The organism is Streptomyces sp. NPDC059853, from assembly GCF_042731495.1.
Lineage (GTDB): Bacteria > Actinomycetota > Actinomycetes > Streptomycetales > Streptomycetaceae > Streptomyces.
This window is the reverse complement of record NZ_JBHWJL010000002.1, coordinates 18,092-35,450: the sequence shown is the minus strand read 5'-3', so window position 1 is coordinate 35,450 and position 17,359 is coordinate 18,092. Positions and strand designations below refer to the sequence as shown.

Genomic DNA, 17,359 nt, shown 5'->3' with positions numbered 1-17,359 from the left:
GGCGGCGGCTCAGGCCGACAGCCGGGCGCGGCCCTTGTTGCGGCGGGCCGTGATGATGGCGCGGCCGGCACGGGTCCGCATGCGCAGCCGGAAGCCGTGGGTCTTCGCCCGACGCCGGTTGTTCGGCTGGAAAGTGCGCTTGCTCACTCGAGGGCTCCAGAAGTTTTCGGTGTTCCGGCACAGGCTGCCGAGACAGGATGCGGCGGACCGACTGGCTGCCACCGTGCGCCCACGAGGGACTCGCAACGGAACCACCACCGCTCGCGCGGGGAGGGCGGACCATCGGAGGCAGGCGGCAGCAGCCGTCGGCAATGAGACCTGGCAACGGTACGCGCGAGGTGGCCGCACGGTCAAACCGGACCCCGCCCCGTTGTACACACCCTGTGGACAACGACTTGATGTCCCCGGGCCCCGCTGACTAACGTGGCTCAACTCGACATCTATGTCCCGGTCGCCTCCGCGTCACACCTCATGACCACATCCGGCGCCACCCCTGCGAGTGAGAGAGCGTGCCCCGTGGCTGACCTACCTGCAGATCTTGCCGCGGTGTGGCCCAGGGTGCTCAGCGCCATCCTCGCCGACGGCCAGGGCGTCGAGTCCAAGGACCACCGCTGGCTCCAGGACTGCCGCCCGCTGGCCCTGGTCTCGGGCACCGCGCTGCTCGGTGTCTCCAACGAGTACGCCAAGAGCGTGCTGGAGGGCCGGCTCGCCCCGCTGATCGGCGAAGCCCTCAGCCGGGAGTGCGGCCAGCCCATCGGCCTGGCCATCACGGTCACCGCGCCGCCCCCCGAACCCCCGCCCGCCGCGGGCGGCCCGCCGGCCCCGCGCCGCCCGGAGGACCCCGCGGGGAACCCTCCGCCGCGCCGCGACCACCCCGCCCCGCCCCGCGACGGATACGACGGCGGCTACGACAGTTACGGGAAGGGCCGCTACGACGACGGCGGGGGATACGACGGCTACGGCCAGGACCTGCCGACCGCCCGGCCCGCCTACCCGGACCATCCGCAGGCGCCGCGCCCGGCGAGCGGCGGCCGGGTCCCCGGCGGCTGGCCGGGGCAGGACGCCTACCCGCAGATCCCGGCCCAGCCGGCGCGCTACGCCCGGCACGAGCCGCCGCCGTACGACTCCGGCTACCGCTCCTACGAGCACGCCGGCCCGCAGCAGCTGCCGCAGGACGCGCTGCCCGGCCAGAACAGCGGCCCCGGGCACGGCGCGGACCCCCGGGCGGGGCAGGACCGGGGCCCCGGCCCGGGCGGACCGCAGGAGGGCGCGGGCGGCGGCACGGTCTCCGGCAGCGGCGGGCCCCCCGAGCCCACCGCCCGGCTGAACCCGAAGTACCTCTTCGACACCTTCGTCATCGGCGCCTCCAACCGCTTCGCGCACGCCGCGGCGGTGGCCGTCGCCGAGTCCCCGGCCAAGGCGTACAACCCGCTGTTCATCTACGGCGAGTCGGGGCTGGGCAAGACCCATCTGCTGCACGCCATCGGGCACTACGCCCGCAGCCTCTACCCGGGCACCCGGGTGCGCTACGTCAGCTCGGAGGAGTTCACCAACGAGTTCATCAACTCGATCCGCGACGGCAAGGCGGACGCGTTCCGCAAGCGCTACCGCGACATGGACATCCTGCTGGTGGACGACATCCAGTTCCTGGCGTCGAAGGAGTCCACGCAGGAGGAGTTCTTCCACACCTTCAACACCCTGCACAACGCCAACAAGCAGATCGTGCTCTCCTCGGACCGGCCGCCCAAGCAGCTGATCACGCTGGAGGACCGGCTGCGCAACCGCTTCGAGTGGGGCCTGATCACGGACGTCCAGCCGCCCGAGCTGGAGACGCGGATCGCGATCCTGCGCAAGAAGGCCGTGCAGGAGCAGCTGAACGCGCCGCCGGCGGTGCTGGAGTTCATCGCCTCCCGGATCTCCCGCAACATCCGGGAGCTGGAGGGTGCGCTGATCCGGGTCACGGCCTTCGCCAGCCTCAACCGGCAGCCGGTGGACCTCGGGCTCACCGAGATCGTCCTCAAGGACCTGATCCCCGGCGGCGAGGAGTCGACCCCGGAGATCACGGCGGACGCGATCACCTCCGCCGTGGCCGAGTACTTCGGCCTGGGCGTGGAGGACCTGGCGGGCTCCTCGCGCAGCCGCACCCTGGTCACCGCCCGGCAGATCGCCATGTACCTGTGCCGGGAGCTGACCGACCTGTCGCTGCCCAAGATCGGCCAGCACTTCGGCGGCCGCGACCACACGACCGTCATGCACGCCGATCGCAAGATCCGGGTGCTGATGGCCGAGCGGCGGCCCATCTACAACCAGGTCACGGAGCTGACCAACCGCATCAAGAACGGCTGAGCCGGCCCTCCACGGCAGCTCCGGCCTCCACAGCGCCCCCGGGTCCTCCCGGGGGCGCTGTTCGATTTCAGGGCGCCGCGGCCCGGTCGTCCACAGAAATCGGGGTGCGCTGCCGTCCACACCCTGTGGGAACGGCGCGTCGCCCACACCGGCGTCCACAGGGTGCCGGGGTGCGCGCTGTCGCCGCAGGTCAGGATGGTGTGGAAACGTGGATATCGATCTTCCACAGGCTGTGGACAACGGGAGGGGCAGCCTGCGGTTCACCGGTGGTTTCCCCAGGCGAACCCGCTTGATCCACAGGAGGGGCCAGGTTACCCACAGGTGATCCACAAGGCTGTCCACTGTTCGGCAACACAACGCGCCGACTCACCGATGAGGGTGAATCGGGTCACAGCAAACGCCCGCACGCCTTGTGGAGAAGGGCTCCGGATTCTGTGGACGTGGCTGTGGGTAACCCGCCCGCTGCTGTGGACGTCTGTGGACGACCGGGCCCCGGTCCACAGGGACCCCCTGTTCATCCACGGATCCGTGCACAGGGCGTGTGGACAAAAAACGGCGCCTGAGCTGGGGAAAGGGAGTTATCCACGGTTTCCACAGGCCCTACTACTACTACGACACATGAAGAGCGGGGAGGTCGTTTCGAAGTGGGTGCTGTGGATGAACGGCTCTCCGGCGGCATACCCATCCCGGATCGATTTGACGCTCTCCAGCCCCTACTGTCAGTGCCGTGCGTCAGACTGGTGGCCGGTAGAACGCCAGCAAGGCAGCAAGGGCTGGGAGCAGCCAGCGACAGCAGGAGGCGGCTGAAGTGAAGATCCGGGTAGAACGCGATGTGCTCGCGGAGGCGGTCGCATGGGCCGCTCGGAGCCTGCCCGCCCGTCCGCCGGTGCCGGTTCTCGCCGGCCTGTTGCTGAAGGCCGAGGACGGGATGCTGAGCCTGTCCGGCTTCGACTACGAGGTCTCGGCCCGGGTCTCGGTGGAGGTGGACGCCGAGGAGGAGGGCACCGTCCTGGTCTCCGGCCGGCTGCTGGCCGACATCTGCCGCGCCCTGCCGAACCGCCCGGTGGAGATCTCGACCGACGGGGTGCGTGTCTCGCTCGTCTGCGGTTCGTCGCGGTTCACGCTGCACACGCTGCCGGTGGAGGAGTACCCGGCGCTGCCGCAGATGCCGACCGCGACCGGCACGGTGCCGGGTGAGGTGTTCGCGTCGGCCGTCGCCCAGGTGGCGATCGCCGCCGGCCGGGACGACACGCTGCCGGTGCTGACGGGTGTGCGGATCGAGATCGAGGGCGACACCGTCACCCTGGCCTCGACCGACCGCTACCGGTTCGCGGTGCGGGAGTTCCTGTGGAAGCCGGAGATCGCCGATGTGTCGGCGGTGGCGCTGGTGCCGGCGAAGACGCTGCTGGACACCGCGAAGTCGCTCAGCGGCGGCGAGACGGTGTCGCTGGCGCTGTCCGGCTCGGGCTCCGGCGAGGGCCTGATCGGTTTCGAGGGCGCGGGCCGGCGGACCACCACGCGGCTGCTGGAGGGCGATCTGCCGAAGTACCGCACCCTGTTCCCGACCGAGTTCAACTCGGTGGCGGTGATCGAGACGGCGCCGTTCGTGGAGGCCGTCAAGCGCGTGGCCCTGGTGGCCGAGCGGAACACCCCGGTGCGGCTGAGCTTCGAGCAGGGCGTGCTGACCCTGGAGGCGGGGTCGAGCGACGACGCACAGGCTGTGGAGCGGGTGGACGCGGAGCTGGAGGGCGACGACATCTCGATCGCCTTCAACCCGGGCTTCCTGCTGGAGGGCCTGAGCGCGATCGACTCGCCGGTGGCGCAGCTGGCGTTCACGACCTCGACGAAGCCGGCCCTGCTGAGCGGGCGTCCCGCCAAGGACGCCGAGGCGGACCAGGCGTACAAGTACCTGATCATGCCGGTGCGGCTCTCGGGCTGACCCGCGGCCACGGCGGGCCGGGCGGGAGCGCGAGGGTCGGCCGGATGAGCGGCTGACCCCGCAGGTGAGCGCGGGGGTGCGGGCGTAGGCTCGGCGGGAAGCGTTAAGCACGATGAAGGAGTCCTGATGGAACTGGGTCTCGTCGGCCTGGGCAAAATGGGCGGGAACATGCGCGAGCGCATCCGCCGTGCCGGTCACACCGTCGTCGGGTATGCCCACCAGCGGGATGTCTCGGACGTGCACAGCCTCAAGGAGCTGGTGGACTCGCTGGCCGCGCCCCGTGTGGTGTGGCTGATGGTCCCGGCCGGTGAGGCGACGCAGTCGACCATCGACGAGCTGGCCGAGCTGCTCGACCCCGGGGACATCGTGGTCGACGGCGGGAACTCGCGGTGGACCGATGACGAGAAGCACGCCCGCGAGCTGGCGGCCAAGGGCATCGGCTTCGTGGACTGCGGTGTCTCCGGCGGCGTGTGGGGCCTGGAGAACGGCTACGCCCTCATGTACGGCGGTGAGGCCGAGCACGTGGCGCGGGTGCAGCCGATCTTCGACGCGCTCAAGCCGGCGGGCGAGTTCGGCTCCGTCCACGCGGGCAAGGTGGGTGCCGGGCACTTCGCGAAGATGGTCCACAACGGCATCGAGTACGCCATGATGCAGGCCTTCGCGGAGGGCTGGGAGCTGCTGGAGACCGTGGACTCGGTCACCGATGTGCGCGAGGTCTTCCGGTCCTGGCAGGAGGGCACGGTGATCCGGTCCTGGCTGCTGGACCTGTCGGTGCGGGCACTGGACGACGACGAGCACCTGGAGCAGCTGCGCGGGTACGCGGCGGACTCGGGCGAGGGGCGCTGGACGGTGGAGGCGGCGATCGATCACGCGGTGCCGCTGCCGGCGATCACGGCGTCGCTGTTCGCGCGGTTCGGTTCGCGCCAGGACGACTCCCCGCAGATGAAGATGATCGCGGCGCTGCGCAACCAGTTCGGCGGTCACGCGGTCGAGAGCAAGTAGCGGCGGCCGGACCGGCGGGGGCGCATTGTGCATGTGACGCATCTGTCGCTGGCCGACTTCCGGTCCTATGCCCGGGCCGAGGTGGAACTCGGCCCGGGCGTTTCGTCGTTCGTGGGCCCGAACGGGCAGGGGAAGACGAATCTGGTCGAGGCGGTCGGTTATCTGGCGACGCTGGGCAGCCATCGGGTGTCCTCGGACGCGCCGCTGGTGCGCTCGGGCGCGGAGCGCGCGGTGGTGCGGGCCGCGGTGGTGGAGGGGGACCGCCGGCAGCTGGTGGAGCTGGAGCTGAACCCGGGTCGGGCGAACCGGGCGCGGATCAACCGTTCCTCGCAGGTGCGGCCGCGCGATCTGCTGGGGATCGTGCGGACGGTGCTGTTCGCGCCGGAGGATCTGGCCCTGGTGAAGGGGGATCCCGGGGACCGGCGGCGGTTTCTGGACGAGCTGGTCACGGCGCGGGTGCCGCGGCTGGCGGGGGTGCGGTCGGACTACGAGCGGGTGCTGCGGCAGCGCAACACGTTGCTGAAGTCGGCGGCGATGGCGCGGCGGCACGGTGGTCGCGGGGTGGATCTGACGACGCTGGATGTGTGGGATCAGCATCTCGCGCGGGCGGGTGCGGAGTTGTGGGGGCAGCGGCTGGGGCTGCTGGCGGCGCTGGGCCCGCTGGCGGACGCGGCGTACGAGGAGCTGGCGCCGGCGGGTGGCCCGGTGGGGCTCGACTACCGTGCGGCGGCCTCGGAGGAGCCGGTGGACGCGGTGGGGCGTGAGGAGCTGTACGGGCTGCTGCTGGCCGCGCTGGGGGAGGCGCGGAAGCGGGAGATCGAGCGCGGGGTGACGCTCGTGGGTCCGCACCGGGACGAACTCGTGCTGCGGCTGGGGGAGTTGCCCGCGAAGGGGTACGCGAGTCACGGCGAGTCGTGGTCGCTGGCGCTGGCGTTGCGGCTGGCGGCGTACGAGCTGCTGCGGCAGGAGGGGCCCGAGCCGGTGCTGGTGCTGGACGATGTGTTCGCGGAACTGGACGCGCGGCGGCGGGAGCGGCTGGCGGGTCTGGTGTCGGGTGGTGAGCAGGTGCTGGTGACGGCGGCGGTGCCGGAGGACGTACCGGCGGTGCTGGCGGGGGCGCGGTTCGCGGTGTCCGGGGGGCGGGTTGAGCGTGAGTAGCGGGGAGGAGCCGCAGGAGCGGAAGGCGCCGGAGCCGTCGGGGGTGGATCTGGCGCGGGTGGCGCTGCGGGCGGCGAAGGCGCGGGCCAAGGAGCGCGGTGATCAGGCGGGTCAGCGGCGGCAGGCGCGGCGGGGCGGCGGGCTGCGGTCCGGCGCGCGTCCCGGGGGGCGGGATCCGCTGCTGCTGGGGGCGGCGGTGGAGCGGCTGCGGGTGGAGCGCGGCTGGGAGGTTCCGCTGGCGGTGGGCGGGGTGATGGGCCGCTGGCCGGAGTTGGTGGGGCCGGAGATCGCCGCGCACTGTGTGCCGTTGTCGTTCGACGAGGCGGAGCGGGTGTTGTCGGTGCGCTGTGATTCGACGGCGTGGGCGACGCAGTTGCGGTGGATGGCCTCGGATGTGCTGCGGAAGCTGAACGCGGATGTGGGCCGGGACTCGGTGCGGTTGATCAAGGTGCTGGGTCCCGGGGGGCCGCCGCGGCAGGGTGGCGGGGGCCGGTTGCGGGCGCCCGGGAGCAGGGGTCCGGGGGACACGTACGGGTAGGTCCGCGGGGTGCGCGATGTGATGCCGGTCACGTCGCTGTGGGTTGACAGGCGAAGGCGCTGAGCGCCGCCTGGAGCGGATGCGGCCCCTGGGCTGCATATGGGGAGTCGGGGGATGCCAGTTCAGGGCGGCACATGCGGACTCAGGGCCCGGCAAACCGCCATCGAGGTTGGCGCTAGCGGTAGAATGGACGGGATCCGTGCTGTGCGGACCATGTCGAACGACGCAGCCGTTTCTGTGGGAACGCAGACGGCTCGCGCTGTGCCAGAAAGGGCGCTTCGTGGCCGATTCCGGCGATTCCAACAAGAACATCCCGACCCCCGGTGACGCACCGGAGGTCGCGCTCGGTGTGCCGGCGGACGGTGGCGCGGCGTACGACGCCAGCGCGATCACGGTGCTGGAGGGTCTGGACGCGGTCCGCAAGCGGCCGGGCATGTACATCGGATCGACCGGTGAGCGTGGTCTGCATCACCTGGTGCAGGAGGTCGTCGACAACTCGGTCGACGAGGCGCTGGCCGGCCACGCGGACCGGATCGATGTGACGATCCTGGCCGACGGCGGGGTCCGGGTCGTGGACAACGGCCGGGGTATCCCGGTCGGCATGGTGCCCTCCGAGGGCAAGCCCGCGGTCGAGGTCGTGCTGACCGTGCTGCACGCCGGCGGCAAGTTCGGCGGCGGCGGTTACGCGGTCTCCGGTGGTCTGCACGGCGTGGGTGTGTCGGTGGTGAACGCGCTGTCCACCAGGGTGGCGGTGGAGATCCGCCGGGACGGCCACCGCTGGACGCAGGAGTACGAGCTGGGGGTGCCGGTCGCTCCCCTCGCGCAGCACGAGGAGGTCTCGGACACCGGGACCACGGTCACCTTCTGGGCCGACGGCGACATCTTCGAGACGACGGACTACTCGTTCGAGACGCTCTCGCGCCGGTTCCAGGAGATGGCGTTCCTGAACAAGGGCCTGACCATCACCCTCACCGACGAGCGCGCGGCGGCGAAGCAGACCTCGGGCGCCGACTCGGCGAGCCCCGAGGACGACGACAAGCCGCGTTCGGTGAGCTACCACTACGAGGGCGGCATCGCCGACTTCGTGCGCCACCTCAACTCCCGCAAGGGCGAGCCGGTGCACCCCTCGGTGATCGAGATCGACGCCGAGGACCCCGAGCGCCATCTCTCGGTGGACATCGCGATGCAGTGGAACACCCAGTACAGCGAGGGTGTCTACAGTTTCGCGAACATCATCCACACCCACGAGGGCGGCACCCACGAGGAGGGCTTCAGGTCGGCGCTCACCGCGCTGGTCAACCGGTACGCCCGGGACAAGAAGCTGCTCCGCGAGAAGGACGACAACCTCACCGGTGAGGACATCCGCGAGGGTCTGACGGCGATCATCTCGATCAAGCTCAGCGAGCCGCAGTTCGAGGGCCAGACCAAGACGAAGCTGGGCAACACCGAGGCGAAGACCTTCGTGCAGAAGGTCGTTCACGAACACTTCGCCGACTGGCTGGACCGCAACCCCACCGAGGCGGCGGACATCGTCCGCAAGTCCATCCAGGCCGCGACCGCCCGGGTGGCGGCCCGCAAGGCGCGCGATCTCACCCGCCGCAAGGGCCTGCTGGAGACGGCCTCGCTGCCGGGCAAGCTCAGCGACTGCCAGTCGAACGACGCGGCCAAGTGCGAGATCTTCATCGTGGAGGGCGACTCGGCGGGCGGCAGCGCCAAGGCCGGCCGTGACCCGCAGTTCCAGGCGATCCTCCCGATCCGCGGCAAGATCCTCAACGTGGAGAAGGCCCGGATCGACAAGGTCCTCCAGAACACCGAGGTCCAGGCGCTGATCTCGGCGTTCGGCACCGGGATCCACGAGGACTTCGACATCGAGAAGCTCCGCTATCACAAGATCATCCTGATGGCGGACGCCGATGTCGACGGTCAGCACATCAACACCCTGCTGCTCACCCTCCTCTTCCGCTTCATGCGTCCGCTGGTGGAGGCCGGGCACGTCTTCCTCTCCCAGCCGCCGCTGTACAAGATCAAGTGGGGCCGGGACGAGTTCGAGTACGCCTACTCCGACCGCGAGCGCGACTCGCTGGTCCTGCTGGGCCGCGAGCGCGGCAAGCGCATCCGCGAGGACTCCATCCAGCGGTTCAAGGGTCTGGGCGAGATGAACGCCGAGGAACTGCGCGTGACCACCATGGACGTGGCCCACCGGGTGCTGCGCCAGGTGACGCTGGACGACGCGGCGGCCGCCGACGATCTGTTCTCCATCCTCATGGGCGAGGACGTGGAGGCCCGGCGGTCCTTCATCCAGCGCAACGCCAAGGACGTCCGGTTCCTGGACATCTGAGCGCATCCCACCTGGCAGTTTGAGCAGCTGAGAGGAATCTGACTTCAGTCATGGCCGACGACATCACCCCCACCTCGGACGGCGGGGACTCCCCCGTCGTCGAGAACCCCGCCGCGGTGCTCGAAGAGGAAGTCACCCAGCGCATCGAGCCGGTCACGCTCGAAACCGAGATGCAGCGCTCGTATCTCGACTACGCGATGAGCGTGATCGTCTCCCGTGCGCTGCCCGACGTGCGCGACGGCCTCAAGCCGGTGCACCGGCGTGTGCTGTACGCGATGTACGACGGCGGGTACCGCCCCGAGCGCGGCTTCTACAAGTGCGCGCGCGTCGTCGGCGACGTGATGGGTACGTACCACCCGCACGGTGACAGCTCCATCTACGACGCCCTGGTGCGCCTGGCCCAGACCTGGTCGATGCGGATGCCGCTGGTCGACTCCAACGGCAACTTCGGCTCCCCGGGCAACGACCCGGCCGCCGCCATGCGGTACACCGAGTGCCGGATGGCGCCGCTGGCCATGGAGATGCTGCGGGACATCGACGAGGAGACCGTCGACTTCCAGGACAACTACGACGGCCGCAACCAGGAGCCGACGGTCCTGCCGTCCCGGTTCCCCTCCCTCCTCATCAACGGCTCGGCCGGTATCGCGGTCGGCATGGCCACCAACATCCCGCCGCACAACCTGCGCGAGGTGGCGGCCGGCGCCCAGTGGTACCTGGAGCACCCGGAGGCAACCTCCGAGGAGCTGCTGGAAGCCCTGATGGAGCGGATCAAGGGCCCCGACTTCCCGACCGGCGCGCTGGTGGTGGGCCGCAAGGGCATCGAGGAGGCGTACCGCACCGGGCGCGGCTCGATCACGATGCGCTCCGTGGTGGCGGTGGAGGAGATCCAGGGCCGGCAGTGCCTGGTGGTCACCGAGCTGCCCTACCAGGTCAACCCGGACAACCTGGCGCTGAAGATCGCCGACCTGGTGAAGGACGGGCGGGTCGGCGGCATCGCCGACGTGCGGGACGAGAGCTCCTCGCGCACCGGCCGGCGGCTGGTGATCGTCCTCAAGCGGGACGCCGTCGCCAAGGTGGTGCTCAACAACCTCTACAAGCACACCGACCTCCAGACCAACTTCGGCGCCAACATGCTGGCGCTGGTGGACGGGGTGCCGCGCACCCTGTCGCTGGACGCGTTCATCCGCAACTGGGTGAGCCACCAGATCGACGTGATCGTGCGCCGTACCCGCTACCGGCTGCGCAAGGCCGAGGAGCGGGCGCACATCCTGCGCGGCCTGCTCAAGGCGCTGGACGCGATCGACGAGGTCATCGCGCTGATCCGGCGCTCGGACACGGCCGATGTGGCGCGCGGCGGCCTGATGCGGCTGCTGGAGATCGACGAGATCCAGGCGAACGCGATCCTGGAGATGCAGCTGCGCCGGCTCGCCGCCCTGGAGCGGCAGCGGATCACCGCCGAGCACGACGAACTCCAGGCGAAGATCGACGAGTACAACGCGATCCTGGCCTCGCCCGAGCGGCAGCGGACCATCATCTCCGAGGAACTGGCGGCGATCGTCGCCAAGTTCGGGGACGACCGGCGGACCGCGCTGGTGCCGTTCGAGGGCGACATGTCCATCGAGGACCTGATCGCCGAAGAGGACATCGTCGTCACCATCACCCGCGGCGGCTACGTCAAGCGCACCAAGACGGTGGACTACCGGGCGCAGAAGCGCGGCGGCAAGGGCGTGCGCGGCACCAAGCTGCGCGAGGACGACATCGTCGACCACTTCTTCGTCTCCACCACGCACCACTGGCTGCTGTTCTTCACCAACAAGGGCCGGGTGTACCGGGCGAAGGCGTACGAGCTGCCGGACGCCGGGCGCGAGGCGCGCGGGCAGCACGTGGCGAACCTGCTGGCGTTCCAGCCCGACGAGCGGATCGCGGAGATCCTGGCGGTGCGGGACTACGAGGCGGCGCCGTACCTGGTGCTGGCCACGAAGTCGGGTCTGGTGAAGAAAACGCCACTGAAGGATTACGACTCGCCGCGCTCGGGCGGGGTCATCGCCATCAACCTGCGGGAGATGGAGGACGGCCGCGACGACGAGCTGATCGGTGCCGAGCTGGTGTCGGCGGACGACGATCTGCTGCTGATCAGCAAGAAGGCGCAGTCGATCCGGTTCACCGCGACCGACGACTCGCTGCGGCCGATGGGGCGGGCGACCTCGGGCGTGAAGGGGATGAGTTTCCGCCCCGGTGACGAGCTGCTGTCGATGAACGTGGTGCGGGCGGGCACGTATGTGTTCACCGCCACCGACGGCGGATACGCCAAGCGCACGCCGGTGGACGAGTACCGGGTGCAGGGCCGTGGCGGGCTCGGCATCAAGGCGGCGAAGATCGTCGAGGACCGCGGTTCGCTGGTCGGCGCGCTGGTGGTGGAGGCCACCGATGAGATCCTGGCGATCACCCTCTCCGGTGGCGTGATCCGTACCCGGGTGAACGAGGTGCGGGAGACCGGGCGTGACACCATGGGCGTCCAGCTCATCAACCTCGGGAAGCGGGATGCCGTTGTCGGTATCGCACGCAACGCCGAGGCGGGCCGGGAGGCTGAGGAGGTCGAGGCCATCGAGGGCGCCGAAGGTGCCGAGAGCGGCCTGGGCCCGGTCACGAGCGACGAGGAGTAGGTGTGAGGGGTGCCGCGGGCGCCGCGCAGGGCGGTACGAGCGGTACGAGCAGTGAGGCCGGGCCACAGTCCGCCGGGCCGTCCCAGGAAGAGACGACTCGTGGGGGTTCCACGATGACCAGCGCCAGACCGGTGGATCCTTACTCACAGGACGGGCAGACCTACCACCCGCCGCAGGCCTACCCGGCGCCGCCGGGCGGTGCCCCGTCGGTGGGGCCGCAGCAGGGCGGCGGCGGTACCGACGGGGCGGGCGTGCGCCGGCCGCGCACCGGCGCCCGTACGGTGCCGCGCACCCGCAAGGCGCGGCTGCGGGTGGCCAAGGCCGACCCGTGGTCGGTGATGAAGGTCAGCTTCCTGCTGTCGATAGCGATCGGGATCTGCACGATCATCGCCGTGTGGGTGCTGTGGATGGTCATGGACGCGATGGGGGTCTTCTCCTCCATCGGTGACGTGATCATCGAGGCGACCGGCTCGGAGGACGGCTCGGGCTTCGACCTGGAGGCGTTCCTGTCGCTGCCGCGCGTGCTGATGTTCACGACGCTGATCGCGGTGATCAACGTGGTGCTGGCCACCGCGCTGGCCACGCTGGGGGCCTTCATCTACAACCTGTCGGCGGGTTTCGTCGGCGGTGTGGAGGTCACGCTGGCGGAGGACGAGTAACCGCAGTTCAGGGTCCCGCACACCGATTTGGGAAGCGGGGCCGGGATGCGCTAACCTTGCCGTGCGCGAGGGGCTATAGCTCAGATGGTTAGAGCGCATCCCTGATAAGGATGAGGCCACAGGTTCAAGTCCTGTTAGCCCCACCGGTAGAGAACGGCCCCGGTCATCAGTGACCGGGGCCGTTCCGCGTCCGGGGAGGGGAAGCCCGGCCCGCGCCGTCCCCTTGACAGCGGCCGTCGGCCGTACTCATTCGGTATCATCGGGCGGCGGATGATTCGTTCACGTCGAAGAAGGACGAGGTAGCGCGGTGAAGAAGCTCCTCCTGGTCGCACTGGCCACCGTCGGTGGTCTCCTCGTGTACCGCCAGCTCCAGGCCAAGAAGGCCGAGGACGACCTGTGGACGGAGGCCACGGACACGGTTCCGGCCGACTCCGCTCCTGCGGGCGTCTGACTCCCGTCGTCAAACTTTCGGGCCCCCCACCGCTGATCGCGGTCGGGGGCCCGTGGTGTGTGTGCCGGGGGAAGCGGCGTGGTGGGCGCCGGGGGCGCCGGGCGGCCGGAGAGGGGGCCGGGGGCGCGGAGCGGGGTGTTGCGGGCCGCTGGGGGCCCGGCACGGCGCTCCGCGGCGGCGTGGTCAGCCCTGGTGGCTCTCGTAGTGCTCGACGGCCTCTCTGGTCCGGGCGATGCCGTAGATCCGCAGGAACTCGGCGAGTTCGGGGTGGCTGTCGGCGAGCAGCCGGGAGGCGCTCTGGATCTCGGTGGCGTCGGAGACCGAGCGCAGCAGGGCCTGGATCTCGCGGACGACGCGCTTGGTGGGGTTGGCGGGGATGCCGAGCGAGCCGGAGCGCGCGCCGCCGGTCCGGTCGCCGAGCACGTTGCCGCCGGAGTTGCGGCGGATCTCCTCCATGGCGGCGGTGGCCTCGGCGGCGCTCAGGTGGCCGGCGCGCACGTCGGTGGCCAGTTCCTGGAGGGCGCGGACCCGCTGGACGACGGCCGGGTTGCCGATCTTGGCGCGCTGTCCGCTCATCAGCTGGGACAGCATCGGCGCCGAGAGGCCGAGGACCACGGCGAGTCGTGCCTGGTTGAGGCCGAGGTCGGCGATCAGCCGGCGGAAGAGCGTGCCGAGCGGCTCGCCGTACCAGGTGGTCTGCTGCTCTCTCGCCTTTTCGGTGGCCTCCTGTTGCGCTGAGTCCATCGTGTCTCCCCTTTGTTCTCCCCTGATCGCTTCACGTGAGCGAAGTTGCGCGTCATCCTACGGAGCGAGGTGGCGCGGGGCGATACCCGGTCGGTTTCCGGTGGGAAGATTGGGTACGCTAGGCCGTGGCCGGATCGGCCCCGGGGCCTTAGCTCAGTTGGTAGAGCGCCGTCTTTGCATGGCGGATGTCAGGAGTTCGACTCTCCTAGGCTCCACAATCAAATGCCCTCTGACCTGCGGAAACGGAGATTTTGGGGGCATTTTTCGCGCCCATTGACGGGCGCATCGGTGCTCGCTGGGCCCAGAGGCGGCCCCTACCTCCCAAGGGATTTGCACTTCCTCCCGCCCAGAATGCCGGCACCACGGACGGCATGAGCGGCACGGTTTCGCCGCGAGGCCGGACGGACGGGGTCGCCCGGCCTCGCGGTGGCCGCCAGGCCGGGCCCCGCTCCGTGGGGCCACGGGTCGGAGTCAGTCGGCATGGGGGCGGAAGAACTCAGCAGACGCCAACTGGATGGCGGAGCCGGGACGCAGCAGCTCGACGGTGTCGGGCCATCGCTCGGGGGGCGGAAGTTCGAGCGCGGCAGAAAGCACCGTCGCGAACCGCGGCATCATGGGGAACGCCACGGTGGCCAAGAGGCGGGCGGCAGCGAGTTCGAGCGCGATCGTGGTCCGGTCGTCGTCCCTCCATTCCTCGCCGTCCGAGATCGGCCGCTGCGCCCTGCTGAAATGGACGGTGTCGGTGACGAGCCTCTGGAGTCCCGCAGCAGCCTGACGCAGCGAGAAGCCGTCCGGACCCAGGTTTACGGTCATGTCGGTCAGGCGAGATCCCAACAGGGCAAGGAAGGCGATGTGTTCAGGCGTCCAATTCCCGGCGTCCGGTGCGCGCCCGCCATGATGCCGGTCGACACGGGAGCCGAGGTCGTTCAACCATGCCTGCCAGGTACCGATGAGCTGCTCGCTCACGACCGCGTCGAATGCCGTGCGGCGGAAGTCCGTGCGCTCGCCCTCCCCGCGCGTGCTGGAGAGGTAGAAGCGCACGGCGTCCACGCTGCCGGGATGCAGGATCTCCTTGCCCCAGATGGCGTGCCTCCTGCTGGTCGAGAACTTGTCGCCCTCCAACAGGTAGAACTCGTTGACGTGGTAGTCGATGTCGGGACGCCACTCGGGGAACGCCAACCGGTAGAGAGCCGGGTAAAGCACGCCGTGGTAAAAGCTGTTGTCGTAGCCGAAGAAGTGGACAATCTTCCACTCCTCGCGTGGTTCGAGGGCGGACCAGTCCTCGCCGAGCTGCCGCCCGAGGCGCTCCACACCGTGGAGAAAGCCGAACGACATCTCCGGCCAGACCCAGACGACCTGCCCCTCAGCCTCTTTCTCCGAGGGTGAGACCCCCCATTCGGCAGGATGGCTCACCGGAATGTCGAGGTCCTTCCGGACCCCCAAACGGTGGGCCAGCTCACGTAGCCGAGCCGGCACTCTGCCCTCCCGATGGTGCTCCCGCACCTCGTCGAGCAGTTTCCCGAGGGAGAGTGTGAATCGCCTTACGGTGGCGCGGCGCGGGGGCGCCTCCGAGAGTGCGGAGCGCGGGCAGAGGAGGTCGACGACCTGATTGGGCTCGCCGCACTCCTCACAGATGTTGCCTCCGGTCCCGGCTCGGCAGTGGGGGCAGCCGCCGCTGACGTCGGCCTCGTACAGGTAGTCCCCGCTTTCACCGTCGACGAGGGCATCGCCGTTCTGCCAGGTCACCGCCTCGGAGTTGACGAGTCGGGAGAAGTACCGCCTCAGGTCGTCCGCGTACCCGGGACTGGCACTTGTCACGGTGTACTGGTCGGGTGTGATGTCCATCAGCCGCAGTGTCTCGGCGATCTCGGCGCTGAACCGGGCGGCGATCCGATCCGGCGTTGTCCCGTCGCGCCGGGCGGCGGAGGGGACGTAGCTCTGAAAGTCGTCGCTGCCAGTCAGATGCCAAGCGCGGCAGCCATTCATCCGCTGGAAGCGCACATAGGCGTCGGCGCCGAGGTAGGGGCCGGACAAGTGTCCGAGGTGGAGGTCGCCGTTGGGCGTCGGTGGGGTGGAGAAGACGAAGACGGGACGGTCGCCGATGCTGCCCCGGGCGGAAGCCGCGGCCAAGGCCTGTTCCGGATCCCTGCCGTACTGCGTCAGAAAGACCAGATCAGCTGTTCCCTTATTCTCCAGCACATGCGACTCGAAGGGCTCGAAGCGTGCGATGGTGCCGGGGCCGACAGGGTGGCGGACGCCGGCGCCGGCCACGATGTCGCCGTGGCCGGCGACGATGATGAACATCTCTGTCTCGTCGTGGTGGTGGCTTTCGGTGCGGCCGCCCGGGGGCACGCGCCCCCAGCTCACCCCGCCACCCAGCCCGTCCACCGCACGCATGTCGATGCCGAAAGCCTTCCGGAGTCCGGCCGGGTCGTACCTGTCGATGATCACGCTGAAGCCCTTTCTGCACTGTTGGGAAGACGCACCAATCCCGCCGCTTCGGCGGCGATGGCGGGCGCGAGTCGGTAGCCGGCGCCGTTGCACGCCCCAGCGAGCACCAGGCTGCTGCCGGGGTCGAGTGCGGTCACCACGGGTTCCCGCGAGGGGCTGTAGGCGTCACAGAAGGCGCGCCCCGAGACGGCTGTGCCGACCAGCTGGGGGGCGTACCGGCCCAACACTTCCCGTGCCTCGCGGAGGTTGTCGGCGGACACGTCCGTGGCGATTGCGTCAGGCTCGACATCCCACTCCTGGCACGTGTAGCTGAACAGCCAGTGACCCCGATGGTGCAGGGGCAGCAGAAAAGCGTCCTCGTCGTGGAAGACCATGACGTGGTCGCCGTCGCGGGGCCGGACGTCGAGATGCAGCGCCACGACCTTCTTCACGCGGATGTCCAGCGGTTCGACGTATTCCCGCCATGGGCCGGACGCCACCCAGGGGCCGGGGGCGAGCACGGCGCATCGGGCCCGCAAGCGCTCGCCGTTGCCGAGCGACAGGACTACGGCATCGTCCCCCAGATCCAGGTCCGTCACCCGCACTCCCTCCCGGACCGAGGCAGCCGGACAGAGCGTTCGCGCCAGGTGCAGGGTGAGTTGGTGGGCGTCGGCGTAATGGCAGGCACCGCCCTGCCAGACCACGTGCCCCGTGGGAACCTTGATCCTCGGGTCCGGGACGCTGTCCACACGACGCAGATGGGAACTGTCGAGATAGGCGCGGTCGATATCCTCCGCCGACGACTCACTGGCCAGCACCGTCATGGGCAACCCATGGATGGGCACTGCGGGCTCACTCTCCAGGAGGCGCGCGTAGTGGTCCTGGCTGTAGGACGCCATCCGGCGCACCCGCTCGGTGGCACCGCGCGGCAGGTGCAGGGCGGCGGATCGCCTTGTCGCACCGGAGCCCAGGCCGTCGCGCTCCAGAACCACCACCGAGGCGCCGGGGGCGTCGCGCAGGACCGCGTGGGCGGTCGCGCAGCCGATGATGCCGCCGCCCACCACAGCCACATCCACTGTTGTCTGCACCGT

General features: G+C 69.9%; 13 protein-coding genes and 2 tRNA genes. 11 read left to right on the top strand and 4 right to left on the bottom strand.

Annotated features, from left to right (window positions below; translation table 11 throughout):
- Positions 1-9: 9 nt before the first annotated feature.
- Positions 10-147 (bottom strand): 50S ribosomal protein L34, encoded by a 138-nt coding sequence (rpmH, locus tag ACFV5N_RS00435; RefSeq protein WP_019432177.1) that lies wholly within the window; start codon positions 145-147, stop codon positions 10-12.
- Positions 148-516: 369 nt separating this feature from the next.
- Here rpmH and dnaA point away from each other — a divergent pair, with 369 nt between their 5' ends.
- The 10 genes from dnaA to ACFV5N_RS00385 all read left to right on the top strand — a co-directional run bounded on the left by dnaA (position 517) and on the right by ACFV5N_RS00385 (position 13,094).
- Entirely contained in the window at positions 517-2,346 is a 1,830-nt protein-coding gene (dnaA, locus tag ACFV5N_RS00430) for a chromosomal replication initiator protein DnaA (RefSeq protein ID WP_385592173.1), read from the top strand.
- Positions 2,347-3,154: 808 nt separating this feature from the next.
- Positions 3,155-4,285, top strand: a complete 1,131-nt coding sequence (gene dnaN, locus ACFV5N_RS00425; RefSeq protein ID WP_385592171.1) for a DNA polymerase III subunit beta — start codon at positions 3,155-3,157, stop codon at positions 4,283-4,285.
- A 126-nt stretch (positions 4,286-4,411) separates the two neighbouring features.
- Positions 4,412-5,287: a phosphogluconate dehydrogenase (NAD(+)-dependent, decarboxylating) gene (gnd, locus tag ACFV5N_RS00420; RefSeq protein WP_385592170.1), complete on the top strand. Its 876-nt coding sequence runs from the start codon at positions 4,412-4,414 to the stop codon at positions 5,285-5,287.
- A 27-nt stretch (positions 5,288-5,314) separates the two neighbouring features.
- Entirely contained in the window at positions 5,315-6,445 is a 1,131-nt protein-coding gene (recF, locus tag ACFV5N_RS00415) for a DNA replication/repair protein RecF (protein ID WP_385592168.1), read from the top strand.
- Positions 6,438-6,983, top strand: a complete 546-nt coding sequence (locus ACFV5N_RS00410) for a DUF721 domain-containing protein (protein WP_385592166.1) — start codon at positions 6,438-6,440, stop codon at positions 6,981-6,983. The genes recF and ACFV5N_RS00410 overlap by 8 nt, the downstream gene beginning before the upstream one ends.
- A gap of 280 nt (positions 6,984-7,263) precedes the next feature.
- Entirely contained in the window at positions 7,264-9,321 is a 2,058-nt protein-coding gene (gene gyrB, locus ACFV5N_RS00405; protein WP_385592164.1) for a DNA topoisomerase (ATP-hydrolyzing) subunit B, read from the top strand.
- Positions 9,322-9,371: 50 nt separating this feature from the next.
- Complete coding sequence (gene gyrA, locus ACFV5N_RS00400) at positions 9,372-11,984, top strand: DNA gyrase subunit A (protein WP_385592162.1); 2,613 nt, start codon at positions 9,372-9,374, stop codon at positions 11,982-11,984.
- Positions 11,985-12,097: 113 nt separating this feature from the next.
- On the top strand, positions 12,098-12,643 hold the full coding sequence (locus ACFV5N_RS00395) for a DUF3566 domain-containing protein (protein ID WP_385592160.1): 546 nt from the start codon (positions 12,098-12,100) through the stop codon (positions 12,641-12,643).
- Positions 12,644-12,712: 69 nt separating this feature from the next.
- Positions 12,713-12,786: transfer RNA gene (locus tag ACFV5N_RS00390), tRNA-Ile, on the top strand.
- Positions 12,787-12,950: 164 nt separating this feature from the next.
- On the top strand, positions 12,951-13,094 hold the full coding sequence (locus tag ACFV5N_RS00385; RefSeq protein WP_019432167.1) for a DLW-39 family protein: 144 nt from the start codon (positions 12,951-12,953) through the stop codon (positions 13,092-13,094).
- A gap of 183 nt (positions 13,095-13,277) precedes the next feature.
- On the opposite strand, the gene ACFV5N_RS00380 is transcribed toward ACFV5N_RS00385, so the two are convergent.
- On the bottom strand, positions 13,278-13,838 hold the full coding sequence (locus ACFV5N_RS00380; RefSeq protein ID WP_385592158.1) for a helix-turn-helix domain-containing protein: 561 nt from the start codon (positions 13,836-13,838) through the stop codon (positions 13,278-13,280).
- Between the two features lie 142 nt (positions 13,839-13,980).
- On the opposite strand from ACFV5N_RS00380, the gene ACFV5N_RS00375 reads away from it, so the two are divergent.
- Positions 13,981-14,053 (top strand) — tRNA-Ala (locus tag ACFV5N_RS00375).
- Positions 14,054-14,309: 256 nt separating this feature from the next.
- Here the strand turns inward: ACFV5N_RS00375 and ACFV5N_RS00370 are convergent.
- Together ACFV5N_RS00370 and ACFV5N_RS00365 are read right to left on the bottom strand one after the other, a co-directional pair.
- Positions 14,310-16,289 (bottom strand): class I tRNA ligase family protein, encoded by a 1,980-nt coding sequence (locus tag ACFV5N_RS00370; RefSeq protein ID WP_385592156.1) that lies wholly within the window; start codon positions 16,287-16,289, stop codon positions 14,310-14,312.
- Complete coding sequence (locus ACFV5N_RS00365; protein WP_385592154.1) at positions 16,286-17,356, bottom strand: NAD(P)/FAD-dependent oxidoreductase; 1,071 nt, start codon at positions 17,354-17,356, stop codon at positions 16,286-16,288. Before ACFV5N_RS00365 ends, ACFV5N_RS00370 begins: the two co-directional genes overlap by 4 nt.
- Positions 17,357-17,359: the final 3 nt, after the last annotated feature.